Source organism: Promicromonospora sp. CA-289599 (assembly GCF_050936155.1).
Taxonomy (GTDB): domain Bacteria; phylum Actinomycetota; class Actinomycetes; order Actinomycetales; family Cellulomonadaceae; genus Promicromonospora.
Window position 1 is genome coordinate 416,219 of record NZ_JBNJNI010000001.1, and the last position, 18,146, is coordinate 434,364.

Sequence of the window (18,146 nt, forward strand, 5' to 3'; positions counted from 1 at the left end):
TGCAAGATGAGGGCCTATGAAGCCACCTGTTCGCCGTGCGGGCGATCTTGATCTCGGGCACGTCGTCCTCGCCGCCGGCGTCGAGCTCGAGTCCACCATCGCCATTCGACACACCTATAACCCAGATGGGCTCCAGGGCCCTCAGGACCTCGAACCCGAGAAGGTTCACGCGTACACACGTCGCCAGGGCCTCCGGAAGTTCCCCACCGACCCACCTGCGTGCTGGCTGGTGTTCATTACCGACGGGGGCCTGCGCTCGCGCTTCCTCACCGCCTATGAAAACCGTGGCGAGGTCGACGCCGAGCGGACAGCGACCGACCGCTACTTCGACCTGCAGCCGTCAGACCTACTGGTCACGCTGCGCGATCGCCTCGTGATCCAGTGGTCCAGGGACGCTGTCAACTGGGTCAAGCGCGGCACCGCGGCAGCACAGTTCACGATCCTTGAGATTGCAGACCCGGCTGAAGTCGCGTTTCCCGACTTCGACAAGGTCGTGATCGACTTCCCGACCTTGCTCGAAGTCGTCGAGAGCTCGCGCTACCGCGCCTGGCGGACCGCGCTCGCGTCAGTGCAGGGCATCTACCTCATCACCGACTCCCGCACGGGTAGGCACTACGTCGGCAAGGCAGACGGGGCCGAACGCATCCTCGGGCGCTGGGCCTCCTACGCACGCACTGGACACGGTGGAAACGCCGCCCTGATCGACCTCGCCGGACTCGACCTCGCCCACACACGAGACTTCCGGTTCAGCATCCTGCGTGTCTTCGGCCCTGATACGCCCAAGATCGACGTCGATGCCGCCGAGCTCCACTACAAGCGCGCCCTCATGACCCGAGAGTTCGGCTACAACCGCAACTGACTGGGGACTGCCCCAGGAACGGTTGACACGTCTGCCTTGATCAGTCGGGCCGCGACGGCCAGGGTCCGGTCAGCGGAGACGGTCTCGAACTCAATCGGCGGCATACGGCCCAGGCGGCGTTGCCAGCGACGGCGGTGGCAAGTCCTCTCGATCCAGGTCACGATCGCCAACCGGGGTTGCTCGCGGGTGGCCCAGGTGCTCTTGGCGACCTGCGCGATCGGTGTCTGCCCTTGACGGGCGACCGCGATCACGTCACAACGAAACTCGGGTGGTTAAGCCTTTGGCACAACAACATCCTTCCAGCACCGATCCCAAGCCGGTAAAGGTCAGATGTCAACCGTTCCGGGGGCAGTCCCCCACTCCCGCAGGTCCGCTCTGGCGGTCTCGACCTGTTGGAGAATCGACGCGAACTCTTCGTCGTCGAAATCCACGACTGACTCGAGATAGTCCGTACGCACCCGTTCAGCTTCTGCGATCCGCCACAGGATGTCCAGAAGCTGTCGCTGCTCACCCGCCGACCGCTTATCGGCTTGTGCGATCTGACGCAGAGCGTCTCTGTCCTCCCCGAGAAAGCGACTCCGAAGGACCTCCGGGGCAGCGAACTCCTCGATCTGCTGGACAGACTGCCGCGTCCTTCGGTCGCAGTAGATCGCGAGCGCCACAGTGGGAACCAGGTAGGCCAATGTGGCGCCCAAAGGTGAGATCAAGCCGGCATCAGTGCTCCCGCCAGAGAGCTCACTGGCGGATAACGCCACCGAGAGGAACACAACCGGCGACGCGCCCACGAGCGCATTCGCAAGGCGGGACCACCGATATCTGACACGAGCCGTCCGCTCGATCTCGTCGAAACCGGTCCGGATCCGCTCGACGACGAGCAGGTCTTGCCTCGGGTCGACGATGAATACGAACCGGTGGAGAGCGGCCCTGAGATCGCCCTCCAATTTCAGGATGCCCGGCTTCGCCATCACCCACGCCAGCGCAAGGAACCGTCCCGGGCGCGGAGCCCTCCACACGTGCTGCACAGCCGGACCCTATCGGCCGCGGCATCCAAGACTTGCCGTGAATCATCCGGAAAGTACTTGTGGGCGTTGACGGCTGTGCGACAGGTGGGTGGCGCGCACCCCTGCCGTCTGGGCGATCCCGGCCGCCCGGAACACGTGGTAGTCGCTCGTGACGAACGCCGTCGTGTACTCCGTGCCGAAGCGCGCGTCGCGCAACTCCTTCGCATAGACGAAGTTCTCGAAGATGCTGGCCAATACGCTTGACTTGTTACTAATACACTCGTACCGTCGATAGCCATGAACTCGATCTACGGCGAGGGCGACCGTCCTGCCGAGGACCTGACGCCACGCGCCAGAATCAGGGACGCTGCGCTCGTTCAGTTCGCCGAGCACGGCGTCAAGGGTGCGACGATGCGCGGCATCGCCGCGACAGCCGGGGTCTCCCTAGGACTGGTACAGCACCACTTCGGGTCGAAGGAGGCGCTGCGCCGGGCCTGCGACGAGGCGGTAGTCGAGGCATTCCGGCGCCGCCTGACGCGCAGTGCCGCCGACGGCAGGCTCGGCGAGCCAGGCCTGATGGCCGAGCTGTACGGCACCAGCGGTCCACTGCTGCGCTACCTCGCCCGCACGGCCGTCGACGGCTCACCCGGCGCGGCGGAGGTCTTCGACCAGCTCGCGGCGGGTGCCGCCGACTTCCTCAGCGGCACCTGGCCCGAACGGTTCCCTCCGGACTCGGACCAGCTCCGCGATACCGCGGCGGTCATGGCGGCGATGCACAGCGGCACGATCGTCCTGCACGACCACCTCGCCCGCCACCTCGGGGCAGATCCGCTCGACCACGCCGAGACCACGCGCGTCGGCACGGCGATGCTCGACCTCTACGCCGCTATGGGCGAGTTCGCCACCTCGACGACCGCCGAGCGCATCAAGTCCTTCGCCGCCGAGTACCGAGACGCGCCAGGAGAGCAGGCATGAAGACCCAGAGCATCGACCACCTCACGCCAATGCAGAAGACCCTCCTGATCACGCTGGGTGGCCGTGCGGCGGACGCCCTGTGGAAGCGCCCGATCCTGCACGACCCGCTCGCGACCGAGATCGTCGCCCACCTCGACCACGACACCTTGCGGCTGCCCATGGGGGTCCGCGAGGCGGTCGCCATCCGCTCACGGATGCTCGACCGGGCCGTGGCCCAGTTCGTGAGAAGTCACCCGGACGCCGTCGTCGTGGAGCTCGGTGCCGGGCTTGAGACACGCAGATACCGGGTCGATGCTCCACCCACGGTGGACTGGTACGACGTCGACTTCCCGGAGGTCACCGAGCTTCGCAAAAGCCTGCTGCCGCACCGCGACAACGTCCACGCGGTCGGCGTGTCCCTGCTCGACCCGCGGTGGGCGGACGCTATCCCGGGAGACCGACCCACGATCGTCGTCTCCGACGGCGTCCTCGGATTCCTCTCCGAGAACGACAACCGGCAGATCCTCACGACACTCACCGACCACTTCACCGCCGGCGGAGAGCTGGTCTTCAACGCATACACCAAGTTCGTCGCCCGGCAGAACGGCCGCTTCACCAAGATCGTCGGAATGCCCGCGGACTTCACCGGCTACGGCATCGACGACCCTCAGGACATCGTCGACCTCAACCCCGCACTCACGTTCGTCGAGGAGCTGTACGGCGACGCCGCGCCCGAGCGCGACGAGCTCAACCTCGCCTACCGCCTCATGTCACGGATCTTCGCCGCCTGGCCCGCCCAGGCCCGCCGCGGCGTCTGGATAGTCAACTACCGCTTCTAGGTTCCGGGCTCTTGCTTGTCGTCGGAGAAGGGGCGGCAGAAGGCCTCGGCTCCCTGTCACCGCTGGCAGCCGAGCTCGCGACCGCCGTCGCCACCGCGCACGGGGCCTCGACGATCGTGCGGGTCTGGCACGGGACCGGGGCCGGACTCTCCCGCTGCGAGATCTGGACGCTGCGCGACGGCGCCTGAGTGCGGCACGCCCAGGTCCCCGCCGGAACCGGAGCCACGATGCGCGCGATCGAGAGGGCCGCCAGAGAAGCCAGGCTCACCGGTCCGCGGCGACGGCAGTCCACTCGGGCGCAAGGACTGACCAGACCTGCTTGTCGTAGCGCACGTCCTGGTACGGCCTGCCTCGCGGCGCACCCCCTCGAGCGTCATACCGAGCCGCCTAGCCACTGCTGCGCTGCGCTCGTTGTCGGCCCGGCAGATCCATTCGGCGCGGTGCAGGCCGCGGACAGTCAGCGCCCAGTCGAGCAGCATCCCGGACGCAGCTGTGATCAGCCCGTGGCTCTCTGCCGGACCTCTCGCACTCAGTCCGCCGTCCGTGTGCGCTGGTAGTGGCGCCGAGCCTTGAACCGGTTGCCGCACAGTGCCATCGAGCACCATCGGGCGGTGTTCGCGTTGCTGCGGTCATGCAGGAACCGGCGGCAGTCGGGGTTCGCGCACGGTCGAAGACGCCCGGGCGATCGCTCGCCGATGGTCGCCCAGGCGAGCAGCGCCCGCGCCGCGGCCCGCTCGTCGGCGGGTGCCTGCAGCTCCCAGGTGATGGCGCCGTCGCGCAGGACGGGCCGCAGCGCGATCCGCTCGAGGTGCGCCTCCAGCGCCTCCACGCCAGCCGCTCCCCGGACGACGTCCTGGATCGCGTCGCGGACGTGCTTCAGTGCCGCAACCTCTCCCGCGTCGCCGGTCCCACCGTGCGCTACGGCCCAGCCCCGGCCCGTGCCCGGGTCCATGAGCTCGTCGGTCTGCTCGCCGTCGATGACCGGCGTCGTGTTCAGCAGGTCCAGCAGCAGGTCCTCGTCCGCTCGGGTCACCACGTCCACGCCTAACCTCCTTGATCGGTGTTGACAGGTTAGCACCGTCGGTGCTCTCATAACCAGACAACACCTATCGAGAGGGTTAGCATCATGGTCGCCATCCAGCACCGGTTCGTCGACGTCGAAGGACACCGGATCTTCTACCGCGAGGCGGGCCCCGCCGATGCGCCCACGGTCGTGCTGCTGCACGGCTACCCGACCAGCTCGCACATGTTCCGCAACCTCATCCCGAAGCTCGCCGAGGAGTACCACGTGGTGGCGCCCGACCACCTCGGGTTCGGGCTGTCCGACGCGCCCGGCGCCGACGAGTTCGACTACACCTTCGACGCTCTCGCCCGGATCACCGCCGGACTGCTCTCCGGCCTGGGCATCACGCGGTACGCGATCTACGTCCAGGACTACGGCGCCCCGATCGGGTGGCGGCTCGCGCTGGCGAACCCGTCCGCGATCACGGCGATCATCAGCCAGAACGGCAACGCGTACGCGGAAGGCTTCGTCGAGAGCTTCTGGACGGACGTGTGGGCCTACGCGACCGACCAGAACGAGCAGACCGAGGCCGCCATCCGGTTCGCGCTGACACGCGAGGCGATCCGCTGGCAGTACCTCCACGGCGTCCCCGAGCCCAGCCTGGTGGACCCCGGGACGTGGGAGCACGACCTCGCCCTGGTCTCCCGCCCGGGAAACGACCTGGTCCAGCTCCAGCTGTTCCGTGACTACGCGACGAACCCGCCGCTCTACCCCGCGGTACACGAGTACTTCCGCACCTCCCAGGTCCCGCTGCTGGCCGTCTGGGGCGAGCATGACGAGATCTTCGGCCCCGCCGGGGCCACGGCGTTCGCCCGGGACCTTCCGGACGCCCAGATCGAGCTGCTGCCCGGCGGGCACTTCCTGCTCGAGTCGCACCTCGACGACGTCGCCACGCTCATCCGCGACTTCCTGGCTACGGCTCTCGCCCGATAGCCGCGGCCTTCCTCGTCAACCACGGGACGGACGACGTGGAGGTCAGGATCCGGGGCCAGGAGCTGCTCACCGAGCTCCCGGTGCAGGAGGTCCTGACCGTACCCGCCGGCGAGGCCCGGGTGGCGCACTCCCCCCGCTTGGGCTGAGCACGCGCAACCCGTCCAGCAAGAGCGTGACGACGCCGTCGGCCTCCGCCCGCCAGCCCGGGCGGTGGTCGTGGGCCGCACCGATGCCGTGCAGCGCCATCATGACGGCACCCGCGTCCACATCGGCGCGGACCGTACCGTCCCGCACGGCGTCGGCCACCAGGTCGCCGACGGCGTCCTCCAACGCCCGACCGCCCTCGGCGAGCGCACCCGAGCGGGTGGCCATGAGTGTCGCCAGGGTCCGTGCGAGGCCCTGGTAGGTGTCCATGTGGTCGACCATGCCGCGCAGGAAGACCGCCAGGGCCTCCTGGGCGGGCAGCGTGGCCCGCAGCTCGCGGGCGCGCGCGCTGAGCGTGGCGACCTCCTCGTGGTAGACCGCCTCGGCCAGCGCCTCCCGGGTGGGGAAATGGCGGTACAGCGTGCCGGTACCCACCCCAGCCAGGCGCGCGAAGTCGTCGAAGCGCAGATCGAAGAAGTCCCCGGCGTCGAGAACCTCCCGGGCCGTGGCGAGCAGGGCCTCACGGTTGCGCCGGGCGTCGGCCCGCAGCGGCTTGGTGGCGTTCATGCGATACCTCCCGTTGACAAGTGGAGACGATCTCCATATCTTGGAAGTGGAGATGATCTCCAATTAGAGCCTAACCCATCGAGGTACAGCATGAAGATCCTGATGTTCGGACGAGGCGTGATCGCCACCGTCAACGGCTGGGCTCTGGAACGCGCCGGGCACGACGTCGAGTTCTACGTCCGTCCAGGCCGCGCCGCGGAGTACGGGGAGACGATCGACCTCGACCTGCTCGACACGCGGCGGCGGTTGCGGGGGCAGCGTGTCGTCGAGAAGTGGGCCGTGCGCTACCGCGAGGAGCTGGCGCCGGACCACGACTTCGACCTGATCGTGCTGAGCGTGCAGCACTACCGCCTTCCGGAGGCGGCGGCCTTCCTGGCTCCACGCATCGGCACGGCGACGGTGCTGGTCCTCAGCAACGTCTGGGCCGAGCCGCTGGACGCGATCGGTGACCTTCCTCCCGACCAGGTCGCGTGGGGCTTTCCGCAGTCCGGTGGCGGCTTCGGCGAGAACGGCGGGCTTCGCGCGGCGATACTGCCGTCGGTCATCCTCGGCACCTTCGGCACACCACCGACCGAACGCGAACGGAGCGTGCGCCGGCTGTTTCGCGACGCCGGGTTCCGGGTCCTGGAGCAGCCCGATCTCCGCGGCTGGTTGTGGATCCATTTCGTCATGGATGCCAGCCTGTACTCGCAGAGCCTGCGGCTGGGTTCGCTGGCCGACCTGGCCGGAGCACGACGGGACCTGCGCGAAGCGCTGCTGGCCGGCCGCGAGCTGCTGCCGCTCCTCGAGGCGCGTGGTGTCGACCTGCGGCGCCATCGAGGCGTCGTGCTGCCCATGCGCGCACCGACCTGGCTGACAGCCTCAGCGCTCGCCTGGCTGACCACGCACGTCACGCTGACGCGCCTGAGCTTCGAGGCGCACTCCGACGCCGAGGCCGAGGAGCCGCGGGCCGTCTGCCGGGACACCCTGGCGGAAGCGCGACGACTGGGCATCGCGGCACCGCGGCTGGAGGCGGTGGAACCGAGCTTCGCCCACGAGGGAGGAAGCTGACGCCGGCCAGGCGGCGTGCCATCCCACGCTCAGGCCGGCGGTGAAGGACGCCGCCGCGCCCACTGGCGTGCCTCGGTCCTCCTGGCCACTGAACCGGCTCGACACGGTGGATGGGAGCGTGTACGGCGAGGGGCGTAGGCAGGGGTACGTCGCCGGGCGGATGTGTCACCGTGAGTTGCCGTGCGACGTTCGGGAGACGCGCCCGGGGAGCGACGGGAGACGATGATGACGCAACGCGCCGTAGGTACCCGTGACCAGTGGATCTCACTGGCTGACCTGTTCGGAGGCCGATCATGAACGACCAGACGCCCGACCCGGCCCTCCCGCCAGTGGTCGACAGAAAGACCTGGCAGGAGGCGCGGGACGCACTGTTCGCACGAGAGAAGGCGCACACCCGCGAAGGGGACGCGATCGCGGCGGCGCGGCGGCGGCTCCCGATGGTCGAGGTCGACGCCGGCATCGAGGTGATCGGTCCAGACGGGCCGATCACGATCCTCGACGTCTTCGAAGGCCGCAAGCAGCTCATCGCATACTTCCACGCCTGGTGGCCCGGCCGGCCCGCCGCGGAGCAGTGCGAGGGCTGCACGTTCTTCAACTGCCAGGTACGCGAGCTGTCCTACCTCCACTCCCGCGACATCACGTACGCCACCCTCTGTAAAGGTCCGTACGAGGAGAGCGTCCGCTACCGGGACTTCATGGGCCTGGACATGCCGTGGTACTCGGCCGAGAAGACTGCGGCACAGCTCCTGGAGGGTCGCGACTGGCAGGTCCACCACCTCGTCTGCTACGTCCGCGACGGTGATCGGGTGTTCGAGACCTACTACACCGGCGGTCGCGGTGTCGAGGTCATGACCCCCACCCACGGGCTGCTGGACATGACCGTCTACGGACGCCAGGAGACCTGGGAGGACTCGCCCGAGGGCTGGCCTCAGCCCTGGAGCGACGAACCCGGCCGGGACCATTGGAGGACGAACGGACGGCCCATCGCCCAGTGGTCCCGTATCGAAGCCGGCCGCTCCGACGCACTCAGCTGAAGGGGGCCCGCCCGAGCAACGGAGGTACCGCGCCCGCCATACTGGGAGAATGACGACTCAGGAGGGCGATTGGCGCGAGCCCGCGGCCCCTCGGTCCGAGCTGAACGAGTTCCTGCGTAGCCGCCGAGCTCGTCTGCGGCCTGAGGATGTCGGCGTCCAGTCCTTCGGGCGGCGCCGACGGGTACCGGGCCTGCGCCGCGAGGAGATCTCCCAGCTCGCCGGCGTCTCGGTCGCCTACTACACCCGGCTCGAGCAGGGCAACGGTCAGAACGTGTCGGCCGAGATCCTCGAGTCGATCGCCAGGGCGCTGCGGCTCTCCGAGTCCGAACGCGCCCACCTGTTCCACCTGGCCAGGCCACGACCGGCGCAGACCGGCCAGCCTGGTCATCCGGCTCAGCCGCAGCGGGTGCGCGAGGACGTGGTGCAGCTCCTCGACCTGCTCGACGGCGTGCCGGCCTATGTCTGGGGCCGGCGCGGCGACATCCTCGCGTGGAACGACGCGGCCGCGGCCCTCTTCGACCCCTGGTTCGACCGGCCGGACCAGGACCGCAACTGGACAAGGATCGTCTTTCTCGACGCCCGGTCGCGGGACTTCTTCTTCGACTGGGAGAGCAAGGCCACCGAGGTGGTCTCCCAGCTCCGGCTCGACGCCGGTATGCATCCCCACGATCCCTTGGCCGTCGCTCTGGTGGCCGAGGCGCAGGAGAAGAGCCCCGATTTTCGCCGCATGTGGGCGAGTCACGACGTACAACGGTTCTCGCACGGCGAGCTGTGCGTACGTCACGACCGCGTGGGCGCTCTGTCCCTTCGGTACGAGACCCTGACGCTGCCCGACGACCACGAGCAGGCCGTGACGATGTATCGCGCCGAGCCAGGACCGGCCGTCGAGCTGCTTCGCCTGGTCACCGGTGTGGACCAGGGTCAGAGCCGCCGCCTTGCTCCTGGAACGTAGGCCGAGCGTGACCAGCAGGGGACGTCCTGGGTCGCAGCATGACCCTGCCAGTAGTAGGCACCGCGAACGTACGTAGACCAGGGCTCTGGGTAGCCGGCTGTGGGGATCACACACTGAGATCGAATCAGTGACGACCCCCAGGGAAAGACCATGACCAGTCTCACGACACCCACCCCCAGAACCGCCGGCGGACGCCGCCCGGCACCCGACAAGCTTCCAGGCATGGCTCTCTTCGGCCTGTTCCTCAGCGGCTTCGTCGGCATCCTGACCGAAGCCCTCCCTGCGGGGCTGCTCCCCGAGATGAGCCGCGCGCTCGACACCAGCGTGGCGCTCACGGGCCAGACCGTCACCATCTACGCCCTGGCGACCGCGATGGGCGCCATCCCGCTCGCCCGGCTCACCGCGGCCTGGCCGCGCAAGCGCGTCCTGCAGGTCGCGCTCCTCGTCGTCGCGGTCACGAACACGCTCACTGCCCTCTCCGACAGCTATGCCCTGACCATGGTCATCCGGTTCGTCGCCGGCCTCGGTACCGCCATGATCTGGCCGCTCCTCGGCGGATACGCCGCAGCGCTCGCACCGGAGGGCCGCCAGGGCCGCGCGGTCGCCATCGCCCTCGCCGGAACGCCGGTCTCGCTCGCTCTCGGCATCCCGCTGGGCACGGCGCTGGGCCACCTCGGCGGCTGGGAACTCGCGTTCTACGTCTCGACCGCACTCACCCTCGCGAACATCGCCTGGGTCCAGGCGACACTGCCTGGCATCCCGGGCAGGACCAGCGGTGAGCGCACTCAGTTGAGGGCGACGCTTCGGATCCCGGGGCTGCGGCTCATCCTGTTCGCGCTGGCGACCTACATGGTGGCGCACAACATCGTCTACACCTACGTCACGGACTACCTCGACGGCATCGGGATGGCCGAGCAGATCGGCTGGGTGCTCTTCGCCTTCGGCGCCACGTCAATCCTGAGCGTCGTCGTGGTCGGGGCGTACATCGACCAGCACCTGCGCGTCCTGACCATTGCAAGCACCTTCGTCCTGGCCGCCAGCATCCTCGCGCTCGCCCTGCTGTCGGGGGCACCTGTCCTCGTCTACGCAGCGGCGGCGGCCTGGGGCTTCGCCTTCGGCAGCTCGCCGAGCCTGTTCGTCGGCGCCGCGATCCGGGCCACCGGCCCCTCGTCCGATGTCGCGCAGGCCATCACGATCACCGTCTTCTCGGCCTCGATCGCGATCGGTGCGCTGGTCGGCGGTCTCCTGATCGCGGCACTCGGTACTGCGTCCATCACGTGGGTCGCGCTCGCTCTTCTTCTGGCCGCGGCAGTGGCGGTCCTGGCCGGGAAGAGGAATGCGTTCCCCGGCCGGGCATGACCTTTCACCTCGTCGAGTCCCATCGCACCAAGGAGGAGCCATGAGCTTCAGCACCATCAACCCGACGACCGGAGAGCTCGTGCGCGAGTTCCCCCTGCAGACGGACGCCGAGATCTTCGAGGCTCTGTCCGTCGCAGACCGGGTGTACCGCGAGGACTGGCACCTGCGGCCGGTCTCCGAGCGAGCGGAAATCGTGGGCCGTGCCGCCAAGATCCTCCGCGAGCGGCGTGACGAGTACGCGGCGCTGCCCGTGCTCGAGATGGGCAAGATCCAACGCTTCAGCGACTTCGAGATCGATCTGGTCGCGGACATCCTGGAGTACTACGCCACCCACGGGGAGCGGCTGCTCGCTGAGCATCCACTCCCCGACGAACCGGGGGCATCGCTGGTCGCGGAGCCCGTCGGCGTCGTCCTGGCGATCGAGCCCTGGAACTTCCCCTTCTACCAGGTGGTCCGGGTCGCCGCGCCGCAGCTGGTGGCCGGCAACGTGGTCATGATCAAGCACGCCGAGAACGTGCCCCAGAGCGCACTCGCCCTCGCGCGGCTCTTCGAGGAGGCTGGCGCTCCCCAGGGCGCCTACACGAACCTCTTCTGCAGCGTCGAGCAGGTCGCGACCCTGATCGACGACTTCCGGGTGCGTGGGGTGACCCTGACCGGAAGCGAACGGGCCGGGACCGCGGTCGGCGCACGAGCCGGCGCCAACCTGAAGAAGGTGGTGCTCGAGCTCGGTGGCAGCGACCCGGCACTGATCCTGGAGGGCGCACCGCTCGACCACGCCGTCGACCAGGTCGTCATGGGCCGGACCTACAACTCCGGGCAGGGCTGCGTGAACATCAAGCGCGTCATTGTCGTGGGCCAGGACCGAGGTCAACAGATGCTGGTGGCCCTGAAGGAGCGCTTCGCTGCGATCACGGTGGGCGACCCGACCGACGAGGCCACGCAGCTCGGCCCCGTGGTCAGCGAGCGAGCGCTGCAGGGTCTTCTCGGACAGATCGAGGCAGCGCGGGCGGCTGGCGCCACGATCGTGCACGGTGGCCACCGGGTCGACCGGCCGGGTTTCTTCCTCGAGCCGACCATCATCACCGACATCGGCCCGGACAACCCGCTCTACCAGCAGGAGGCCTTCGGGCCCGTGCTCTCCTTCTACGTCGTCGACACCGAGGAGCAGGCCATCCACCTGGCCAACGACACGAAGTACGGCCTGGGCGGCTACGTCTTCGACGCCGACGTCGAGCACGCCAAGGACGTCGCGGCGCGGATCGATTCCGGAATGGTCTACATCAACTCCTGCTTCGCCGACTCGCCCCGGCTGCCCTTCGGTGGCGTGAAGAACTCCGGTTTCGGCCGCGAGCTGTCCGAGCTCGGCATCGGCGAGTTCCTCAACCGCAAGCTCATCCGCATCGCCGACCAGGCCTGAACGCCCAATGCCCTGTACGCGTACGGGACGAGCTCTGCCTGCGAGCTTATTTTCCTTGTCGAGCCGATTGTCGCGAGTTACGTTTCATCCGCCCGGCCCAGCGGGTGATTTGCGCGAGATGCACCACGAGCCCAGTACTCCACCCACCCCAGATGGGAAGTCCTGATGGTCGCGTTGAAGCACAATGGCGTTGCTCTCTCTGCTGTCGTCGCCCTCCTCCTCGGACTCGGCGTCGCACCCGCCGCCGCGGCGCCGGATCCTGGTCCGACGCCGCAGGACGACGCCGTCACGGCGCTGGACTCGCCTGTCCTGCCGCAGGCCATCGAGGAAGTCCCGGCACTCGACCCCGGTCCGGACGGGGACGTGCTCGTCGAGCAGGTGCCGAACGGAGCCACCCAGCAGGTGGCGGCCCTTCCCGCGCTGGCGCCGGCGGCCGGTTCCCCGGACGTACCCATGGCGGCTGTCGAGCCCGAACCCGCGGTAGGCCCCGGCTCGGTGGCGCTCCCGACACGTCCGGCGCAGGAGCTGGTGGACGCGACGGCCGCCGACGCGCTGACGACGTTGGAAGCGGCAGGCCGCCTGAGCGACGGGCGACCGGACCTGGACGCGGTGGACCTGCAGCCGCAGATCGCGACCGCGACGCCCGCCGACGCGTCCCGGATCGCGACCCGGCTGGAGCTGGAGACCGCTCTGGCCGACGTCGAGCTGTCGGCGGACCTGGGCGTGGACCCGCTGGCGGTGCTGGAGGCGCTGCCCGACGGTATTCCCCGCGTGACGTACCGGGTGTGCTCGGAGTCGGAGACCCGGACCGTCTCGTGCACCATGCGGCTCCCGTTGGCCGTGCCGGCGATCGTCGACGCGACAGGTGATGGCACCCCGGACGTCCTGGCCGACCTGCTGCCCGCAGCCTCCCTCGACGACGTGTCCCTCGCCGTGGAGGAGCTCCTGGACGCTCAGGTGCTCCTCGACGACGCGCAGAGCCGGCTGACGAATCTGCTGGAGCTGATGGAGGACCCGGTCTGGCTCCTGCTCAACCCGTGGGCGCTCGTGGAGGTGCTGGAGCTCCGGGGCCTGGTCGAGGACCTGACCGGGACGGTGGCGGCGAAGACCGAGGCCCTGCTGAACGTCATCCACCTGGGCCTGGCGATGCTCGAGGTGCGGCTGCCGACGAGCGAGTTCGCGGGCGAGGACCTTCCGGCGCACGTGTGGGCCGTGTACGACATCCCGGGGGCGAAGCGCCTGTCGGTCGGGTTCGACGGCTACCGGCGAGGCACGTCCCTGTCGACGGCGACCCTGGGCCTGTTCACGTTCAGCCCGTTCAGCCTCCTTGCCGGCGAGCTCGACATCAACGCCCACCTCGCCCAGGTCGGCGCGGGCGAGGCGATGGCCGTGACGGCGGGCTTCTCCACCGTCGCGGACACGGAGGAGGGTGAGGCCGTCGACCCGACTGTGGCGAGTGCCCAGTTCTCCCCGGTGCCGACACTGTTCAGCGTGGATGTCGAGGTCAAACCGGCCACGGAGGAGCACGACCAGACCGCCGTCGTCGAGTCGTTGAGCACCACCGAGACCCGTCTGGACGCGCTCGTGCTGGCGAACGCCCGCACGAGCGACGCTCCGGAGGACAGATTCGTCCAGGCCGTGGTCGACCGGGTCCCGACGAAGGTACGGGCCGAGCTGACGTGGACCGGTGCGGGAGACCGCGCCGACCTGGCCTACGAGGCCGACTCGGTGATCTCCGGCCTCCTGTTCGCGGACCTCACCTACGCCGGCGGGACCGACCTGGTCCAGGCAACCCGGGCGACGGCGCAGGACCTCCCCGCGCAGGTCGACGCTGCACTGGCGACCGAGGAGTCGGGGTCCGTGGCGCTCGACTACGCGGCGTCGTCCCGGATGACCGGGATCGACGTCGCGTACTTCGACCTGGCGGGCGAGCTGGTGCTCCGCGGCGGCCTGGACGACATCCCCACGACGGTCTCGCTGCTGGCCGACGTCGCCTCCGGGCGGGCGCTGTTCGACGCGCCCGGAGCCCTCGGCGCGGCGTACGTGGACGCCTCCCAGGGGCTGGGTGAGTACCCGCCGGCCGACGGTGACCACGTGACCCTGGTGACCGATGATGCGGACCTGGGCGTCAGCGCGCGGGTCTCCGGGCTCGAGCTGGTCGACGCCTACTTCGACGACCATCCTCGCGTCACCACGGCGTTCGCTCCGGGCGGGCAGTCGTTCGACGCGGCAGGCAATCTCGACGGCGTGCACCGGGCACGCGCGCACATCTCCAACCTGCCCGCGGACGCGACCATCGACGTCTCGACCCAGGCCCAGCAGGTGCGGTACACCGCGAGCAGCGTCATCGACCGCGCGTCGATGGCCTACACCAACACCCAGGCGGGCCCGTCGGTCACCGCCGTCGTGCACGAGGTACCGGCGACCGTCGCCCTGGACTACACCCTGGGCGAGACGCCCAGGGTCGTGTACGAGGCGTCGAGCGAGGTGCCACGGGTCGACTTCTTCGCCAGCCCGCACCACGTCGCGGACCTGGACCCGACCGGTGACGAGTACGTCTCGGCGCTGATCGAGGACATCCCGGCCTCGATCGACGTCGGTATGGACTTCGGCGCCCAGCACCTCGAGGGCACCCTGTCCGCGACGCTCGGTGGGATCGACCTGACGGCCCGGCTCCCCGTAGGCGACCGTGTCTGGACGGCCGGCGCCGACCTGGAGGGCATCCCCACCCGGTTCGACGCCGACTGGGCCGACGGCACGGTGCGCGCGCGGGCACTGACCGGGACGATGAGCAGCATCGACCTGTTCGCCGCCAACCACGCCGACCACGTCGCGCCCGTAGGGCTGCGCCTGGCCGGTACCTACCACCAGCGCACAGGGAACATCGACGCCGCGGTGGCCACCCGCGACCTGACCCACGTCGAGTACGCCGACAACGGCGAGGCGCAGAGCTTCCGCCTGGAGACCGACACCGAGGGCGATCCCGTCTTCGTCGACGTCGACGCGCTCCTCACCGCCACGAACGGAGCGGACGACACGCGCCTGGCCCTGCTCGGCCGGGTCGACAACCTCCCCGCGATCATGGACGTCGTCTTCACCGGGGACCGGCTGACGTACACGGCGGACCGCCGGATCGGTCTGACGCTCGAAGCACGGCTGGGCAAGGTCGCCGCGCTGGACGGTCTGGGTGCGCCCCTGTACGACAACGGGGTCGCCGCCGTCGCGCAGACCTGCGCCACCGGTGCGGGCTGCGCCGCGGACGACTCGCCGTTCTGCACCGAGGACCGGGGATGCCTCGCCGTCGTCGGGACCATCTCCATGCAGGGGCTGCCGACGGAGGTGACGGCGGACCTCACCGCCCGGACGGTGCACCTGGCCGGGTACCAGCCGCCGTCGGACACCCTGCAGGCGTACGTGCGGCTGATCGGGATGATCGATGCCCTGCCGGACCTGCGCGCCGAGGCCACCCTCACGGGGCTGCCGGACGAGCTCGACCTCACGGTCGGGCCGGTCACGTTCGGTGACGGAACCATCGACGCCGGCTACACGGCCAGCGCACCGCTGGGTGCCCTGACCCTCAGGGCACAGGCCGCCACGACCTACGACGGCTTCCCGCACCTCCGGGCGCGGGGCGAGGTCTCCGGGCTCCCGCGGTCTCTCGCGATCACCTCCACGATCGCGGAGCGCACCGTCGCGACGATGACCAGCTCGGCGCCCGTCGACCGGATCGGCCTGGTCGTCACCGGGGCCTCCGATGGCTACCTCGACGCGGCCCTGACGGACGTGCCGGCCCGGGCCGAGATCGTGGTCGACACCGCCGCCGCGCGTGCCACGGGCACGGCGTCCGCGCCGCTCGGTGGCGTGACCGTCCTGGCGAACAACCTGCCCTACCAGGGTGACGAGTGGGCGGCGTGGCTCGACATCGAAGGTATCCCCGCGGGGTTCGAGGTCGCCTGGGGTGAGGGAGAGTTCGGGTTCAGGAGCACCGCGGGCGCCCTGACCCGCGCCACCGCCGCCGTGACGAACCATGCGGGCGCCCAGGCGCCGGACGGTTCGCACCTCGCCTTCCACTACGACGAGGCGAGCGGGCAGGTCGACGCCAGCGTCTCGGCGGCAGGAATCGAGCAGGCGACCTACTCGCGGAGCGGGCCGGACCAGGAGGCCGAGCTGCGCATGGCCGAGCAGGACGTCGCGCTCGACGGGAACCTCGTCCTGGTGGCCGGCGGTGTGGCGGACACCCAGCTCGCGCTCTCCGGCGTCCTGCACGCGCCGAACACCGTGCTGCTGACGATCGCCGAGGGGAAGTTCACCTACACGGCCGACACCAACACCGGACTTCTGCTGCAGGCCGAAGGCGGAAAGGTCGCCGCACTCGAGAACCTCGCCGACCGCGGCAAGCGCGGCGCGCCGCTGTTCGACAACGGGGTCGCCGCCCGCGCCACCACCTGTGCCGACGGGCCGGGGTGCTCGACGGACGTGGTTCCCGAGCTCTGCGACGCCGTCGACGGGTGCCTCGGCGCCGTCATGAACCTCAACCTCCAGGGCCTGCCCACCGCCGTCACGGTCGACGCCGCGCAGCAGACCGTCGACATCCGCGGCCTGCGCAACCCGGGCCAGCAGCTGCAGGTCTACGCGGAGGCGTTCGACGTCATCCCGGGTGTCCCCCGCGCGGAGGCGCTGCTCGATCTCTCGGGGATGCCGGACAACCTGGACGTCACCGTGGGTCCCTCGCGGTTCGGCGCGGGCGCGGACGGACGCGAGATCGAGCTGGGCTACACCGCGTCGGCGGACATCGGCGCCCTCGACGTCCGCGTCGAGGCCGATACGACCGACTACGGCGAGATGCGGGGCCAGGTGACCATCGGGGCCGTGCCGCAGTCGACGAACCTGCTGGTCGCCGTCGGCGAGGAGACGACCGTGACGACCACGCTCAGCAGCGCGCTGGACAGCCTGGAGATCAGGGCGACCGCCGTGGATGTACTCGGCGAGGGCTCCAACGGGTCGGCATTCCTCCAGCTCACGGACGTGCCCGCCGTCACAGGCCTGACGATCTCCGGCTTCGACGCGAGCGAGGGGTTCGCCGCCCCCACGCTGCGCTACACGGGCAAGGACGGGCAGGGCACGGGAGCCAGCACGCTGGACGGGCTCGTCGAGGTAGAGGCAGCCCTCATCCAGGGCATCCCCGTCGGGGAGCCGCTGCCGCTCACCGGGAACGCGGCCATCGAGTTCACGGATCTCGGGGCGACCTCCTCTGCGGTGCTGGAGGCAACCGGGGCACTGAGGCTGGAGTCGCAGCCCAGCACAGGAGAGCTCGCGGTACATGTCAAGGTCGAGACGGGCATCCAGCTGTCGTTCGACAAGGAACGGATCTGGGAGGACCGCTGTGATCCGAGCACAGCGCTCGTCATGGACGGGCACCTGAACCTGCCGACGGTGCGGGCCGACCTCCGGCTCGTGGCCGACTCGATCAGCGAGCTACGCCTCAGGCCCGACAGGACCGGAACGTGGGCGGCGATGGGTGTCGAAGGCGACTACGAAAGCCTGACGACCGACTTCGCCGAGATCCTGATCGTCCCGGACATCGATCTCGACCTCACGTACGAGCGCGACTGGATCCCCGACGTGACCGTGGGACTCGAGATCGGTCCGGAGGATGCCGTCAACGGAGTGATCCTCCACGTCTCGGACAACGACCGGCGCACCCTCGCGGGCGTCGTCGAGGTCCTCAACGTCCCGGTCCCCGTGTTCACGACGCCCGGGCGTCTCCGGGCGGAGAAGAACCACGCGGTGCTGTACGGAGCAGACGGTCAGCAGATGCTGAGCTACTGGCATCTCGACCCGTTCCCGGTGGACTGGGAGCACGACACGATCAGCGTTCTCATCCACACTGTGAACCAGCACGCCCTGAACCCGTTCGAGCCCGAGGAACCTGAGGAGCCCTGCGAGTGAGACGACGCATCGACACCCTTCTGGC

Annotated in this window: 15 protein-coding genes and 1 pseudogene; 11 read left to right on the forward strand and 5 right to left on the reverse strand. The window is 69.4% G+C overall.

Features of this window, described 5'->3' with window-relative positions:
- The first annotated feature begins 16 nt into the window (after nt 1–16).
- A complete protein-coding gene (locus ACQEVI_RS01785; protein ID WP_432894042.1) occupies nt 17–859 on the forward strand; it encodes a GIY-YIG nuclease family protein in 843 nt (280 codons plus the stop codon).
- Between the two features lie 326 nt (nt 860–1,185).
- Here the strand turns inward: ACQEVI_RS01785 and ACQEVI_RS01790 are convergent, their stop codons facing one another.
- Nucleotides 1,186–1,881 carry a hypothetical protein gene (locus ACQEVI_RS01790; protein ID WP_432894044.1) on the reverse strand — a complete coding sequence of 232 codons (696 nt, stop codon included), beginning with the start codon at nt 1,879–1,881 and terminating at the stop codon, nt 1,186–1,188.
- A 42-nt stretch (nt 1,882–1,923) separates the two neighbouring features.
- Nucleotides 1,924–2,115 (reverse strand): hypothetical protein, encoded by a 192-nt coding sequence (locus tag ACQEVI_RS01795; protein WP_432894046.1) that lies wholly within the window; start codon nt 2,113–2,115, stop codon nt 1,924–1,926.
- Nucleotides 2,116–2,157: 42 nt separating this feature from the next.
- On the opposite strand from ACQEVI_RS01795, the gene ACQEVI_RS01800 reads away from it, so the two are divergent.
- From ACQEVI_RS01800 to ACQEVI_RS01810, 3 genes are read left to right on the forward strand one after another with little or no spacing between them, the layout of a single operon-like run.
- The gene (locus tag ACQEVI_RS01800; protein ID WP_432894048.1) at nt 2,158–2,835 is read left to right on the forward strand and encodes a TetR/AcrR family transcriptional regulator; all 678 of its coding nucleotides are present in this window, start codon (nt 2,158–2,160) and stop codon (nt 2,833–2,835) included.
- Nucleotides 2,832–3,653: a class I SAM-dependent methyltransferase gene (locus ACQEVI_RS01805; protein ID WP_432894050.1), complete on the forward strand. Its 822-nt coding sequence runs from the start codon at nt 2,832–2,834 to the stop codon at nt 3,651–3,653. The genes ACQEVI_RS01800 and ACQEVI_RS01805 overlap by 4 nt, the downstream gene beginning before the upstream one ends.
- Before the next feature lie 11 nt (nt 3,654–3,664).
- Nucleotides 3,665–3,841, forward strand: coding sequence for a hypothetical protein (locus tag ACQEVI_RS01810; RefSeq protein ID WP_432906154.1), 177 nt, complete (start codon nt 3,665–3,667; stop codon nt 3,839–3,841).
- 195 nt (nt 3,842–4,036) lie between these two features.
- On the opposite strand, the pseudogene ACQEVI_RS01815 reads toward ACQEVI_RS01810, so the two are convergent.
- Together ACQEVI_RS01815 and ACQEVI_RS01820 are read right to left on the reverse strand one after the other, a co-directional pair.
- A pseudogene (locus tag ACQEVI_RS01815) lies at nt 4,037–4,258 on the reverse strand (GNAT family N-acetyltransferase); the annotation flags it as partial.
- Complete coding sequence (locus tag ACQEVI_RS01820; RefSeq protein WP_432894052.1) at nt 4,183–4,695, reverse strand: CGNR zinc finger domain-containing protein; 513 nt, start codon at nt 4,693–4,695, stop codon at nt 4,183–4,185. The gene ACQEVI_RS01820 and the pseudogene ACQEVI_RS01815, both read right to left, overlap by 76 nt.
- Nucleotides 4,696–4,779: 84 nt before the next feature.
- Between ACQEVI_RS01820 and ACQEVI_RS01825 the strand changes: the two genes are divergently transcribed.
- Nucleotides 4,780–5,649 (forward strand): alpha/beta fold hydrolase, encoded by an 870-nt coding sequence (locus ACQEVI_RS01825; protein ID WP_432894054.1) that lies wholly within the window; start codon nt 4,780–4,782, stop codon nt 5,647–5,649.
- Between the two features lie 66 nt (nt 5,650–5,715).
- Here the strand turns inward: ACQEVI_RS01825 and ACQEVI_RS01830 are convergent, their stop codons facing one another.
- Nucleotides 5,716–6,360, reverse strand: a complete 645-nt coding sequence (locus ACQEVI_RS01830; RefSeq protein ID WP_432894056.1) for a TetR/AcrR family transcriptional regulator — start codon at nt 6,358–6,360, stop codon at nt 5,716–5,718.
- Between the two features lie 90 nt (nt 6,361–6,450).
- Here ACQEVI_RS01830 and ACQEVI_RS01835 point away from each other — a divergent pair, with 90 nt between their 5' ends.
- The 6 genes from ACQEVI_RS01835 (at nt 6,451) to ACQEVI_RS01860 (ending at nt 18,121) form a co-directional block, all read left to right on the forward strand.
- Entirely contained in the window at nt 6,451–7,410 is a 960-nt protein-coding gene (locus tag ACQEVI_RS01835) for a ketopantoate reductase family protein (RefSeq protein ID WP_432894058.1), read from the forward strand.
- Nucleotides 7,411–7,703: 293 nt separating this feature from the next.
- On the forward strand, nt 7,704–8,444 hold the full coding sequence (locus ACQEVI_RS01840) for a DUF899 family protein (RefSeq protein ID WP_432894060.1): 741 nt from the start codon (nt 7,704–7,706) through the stop codon (nt 8,442–8,444).
- A 49-nt stretch (nt 8,445–8,493) separates the two neighbouring features.
- The gene (locus tag ACQEVI_RS01845; protein ID WP_432894062.1) at nt 8,494–9,396 is read left to right on the forward strand and encodes a helix-turn-helix transcriptional regulator; all 903 of its coding nucleotides are present in this window, start codon (nt 8,494–8,496) and stop codon (nt 9,394–9,396) included.
- 222 nt (nt 9,397–9,618) lie between these two features.
- Nucleotides 9,619–10,755 carry an MFS transporter gene (locus ACQEVI_RS01850; protein ID WP_432894064.1) on the forward strand — a complete coding sequence of 379 codons (1,137 nt, stop codon included), beginning with the start codon at nt 9,619–9,621 and terminating at the stop codon, nt 10,753–10,755.
- 40 nt (nt 10,756–10,795) lie between these two features.
- Nucleotides 10,796–12,172, forward strand: a complete 1,377-nt coding sequence (locus ACQEVI_RS01855; RefSeq protein ID WP_432894066.1) for an NAD-dependent succinate-semialdehyde dehydrogenase — start codon at nt 10,796–10,798, stop codon at nt 12,170–12,172.
- Between the two features lie 165 nt (nt 12,173–12,337).
- A complete protein-coding gene (locus ACQEVI_RS01860) occupies nt 12,338–18,121 on the forward strand; it encodes a hypothetical protein (RefSeq protein WP_432894068.1) in 5,784 nt (1,927 codons plus the stop codon).
- The last annotated feature ends 25 nt before the right edge of the window (nt 18,122–18,146 follow it).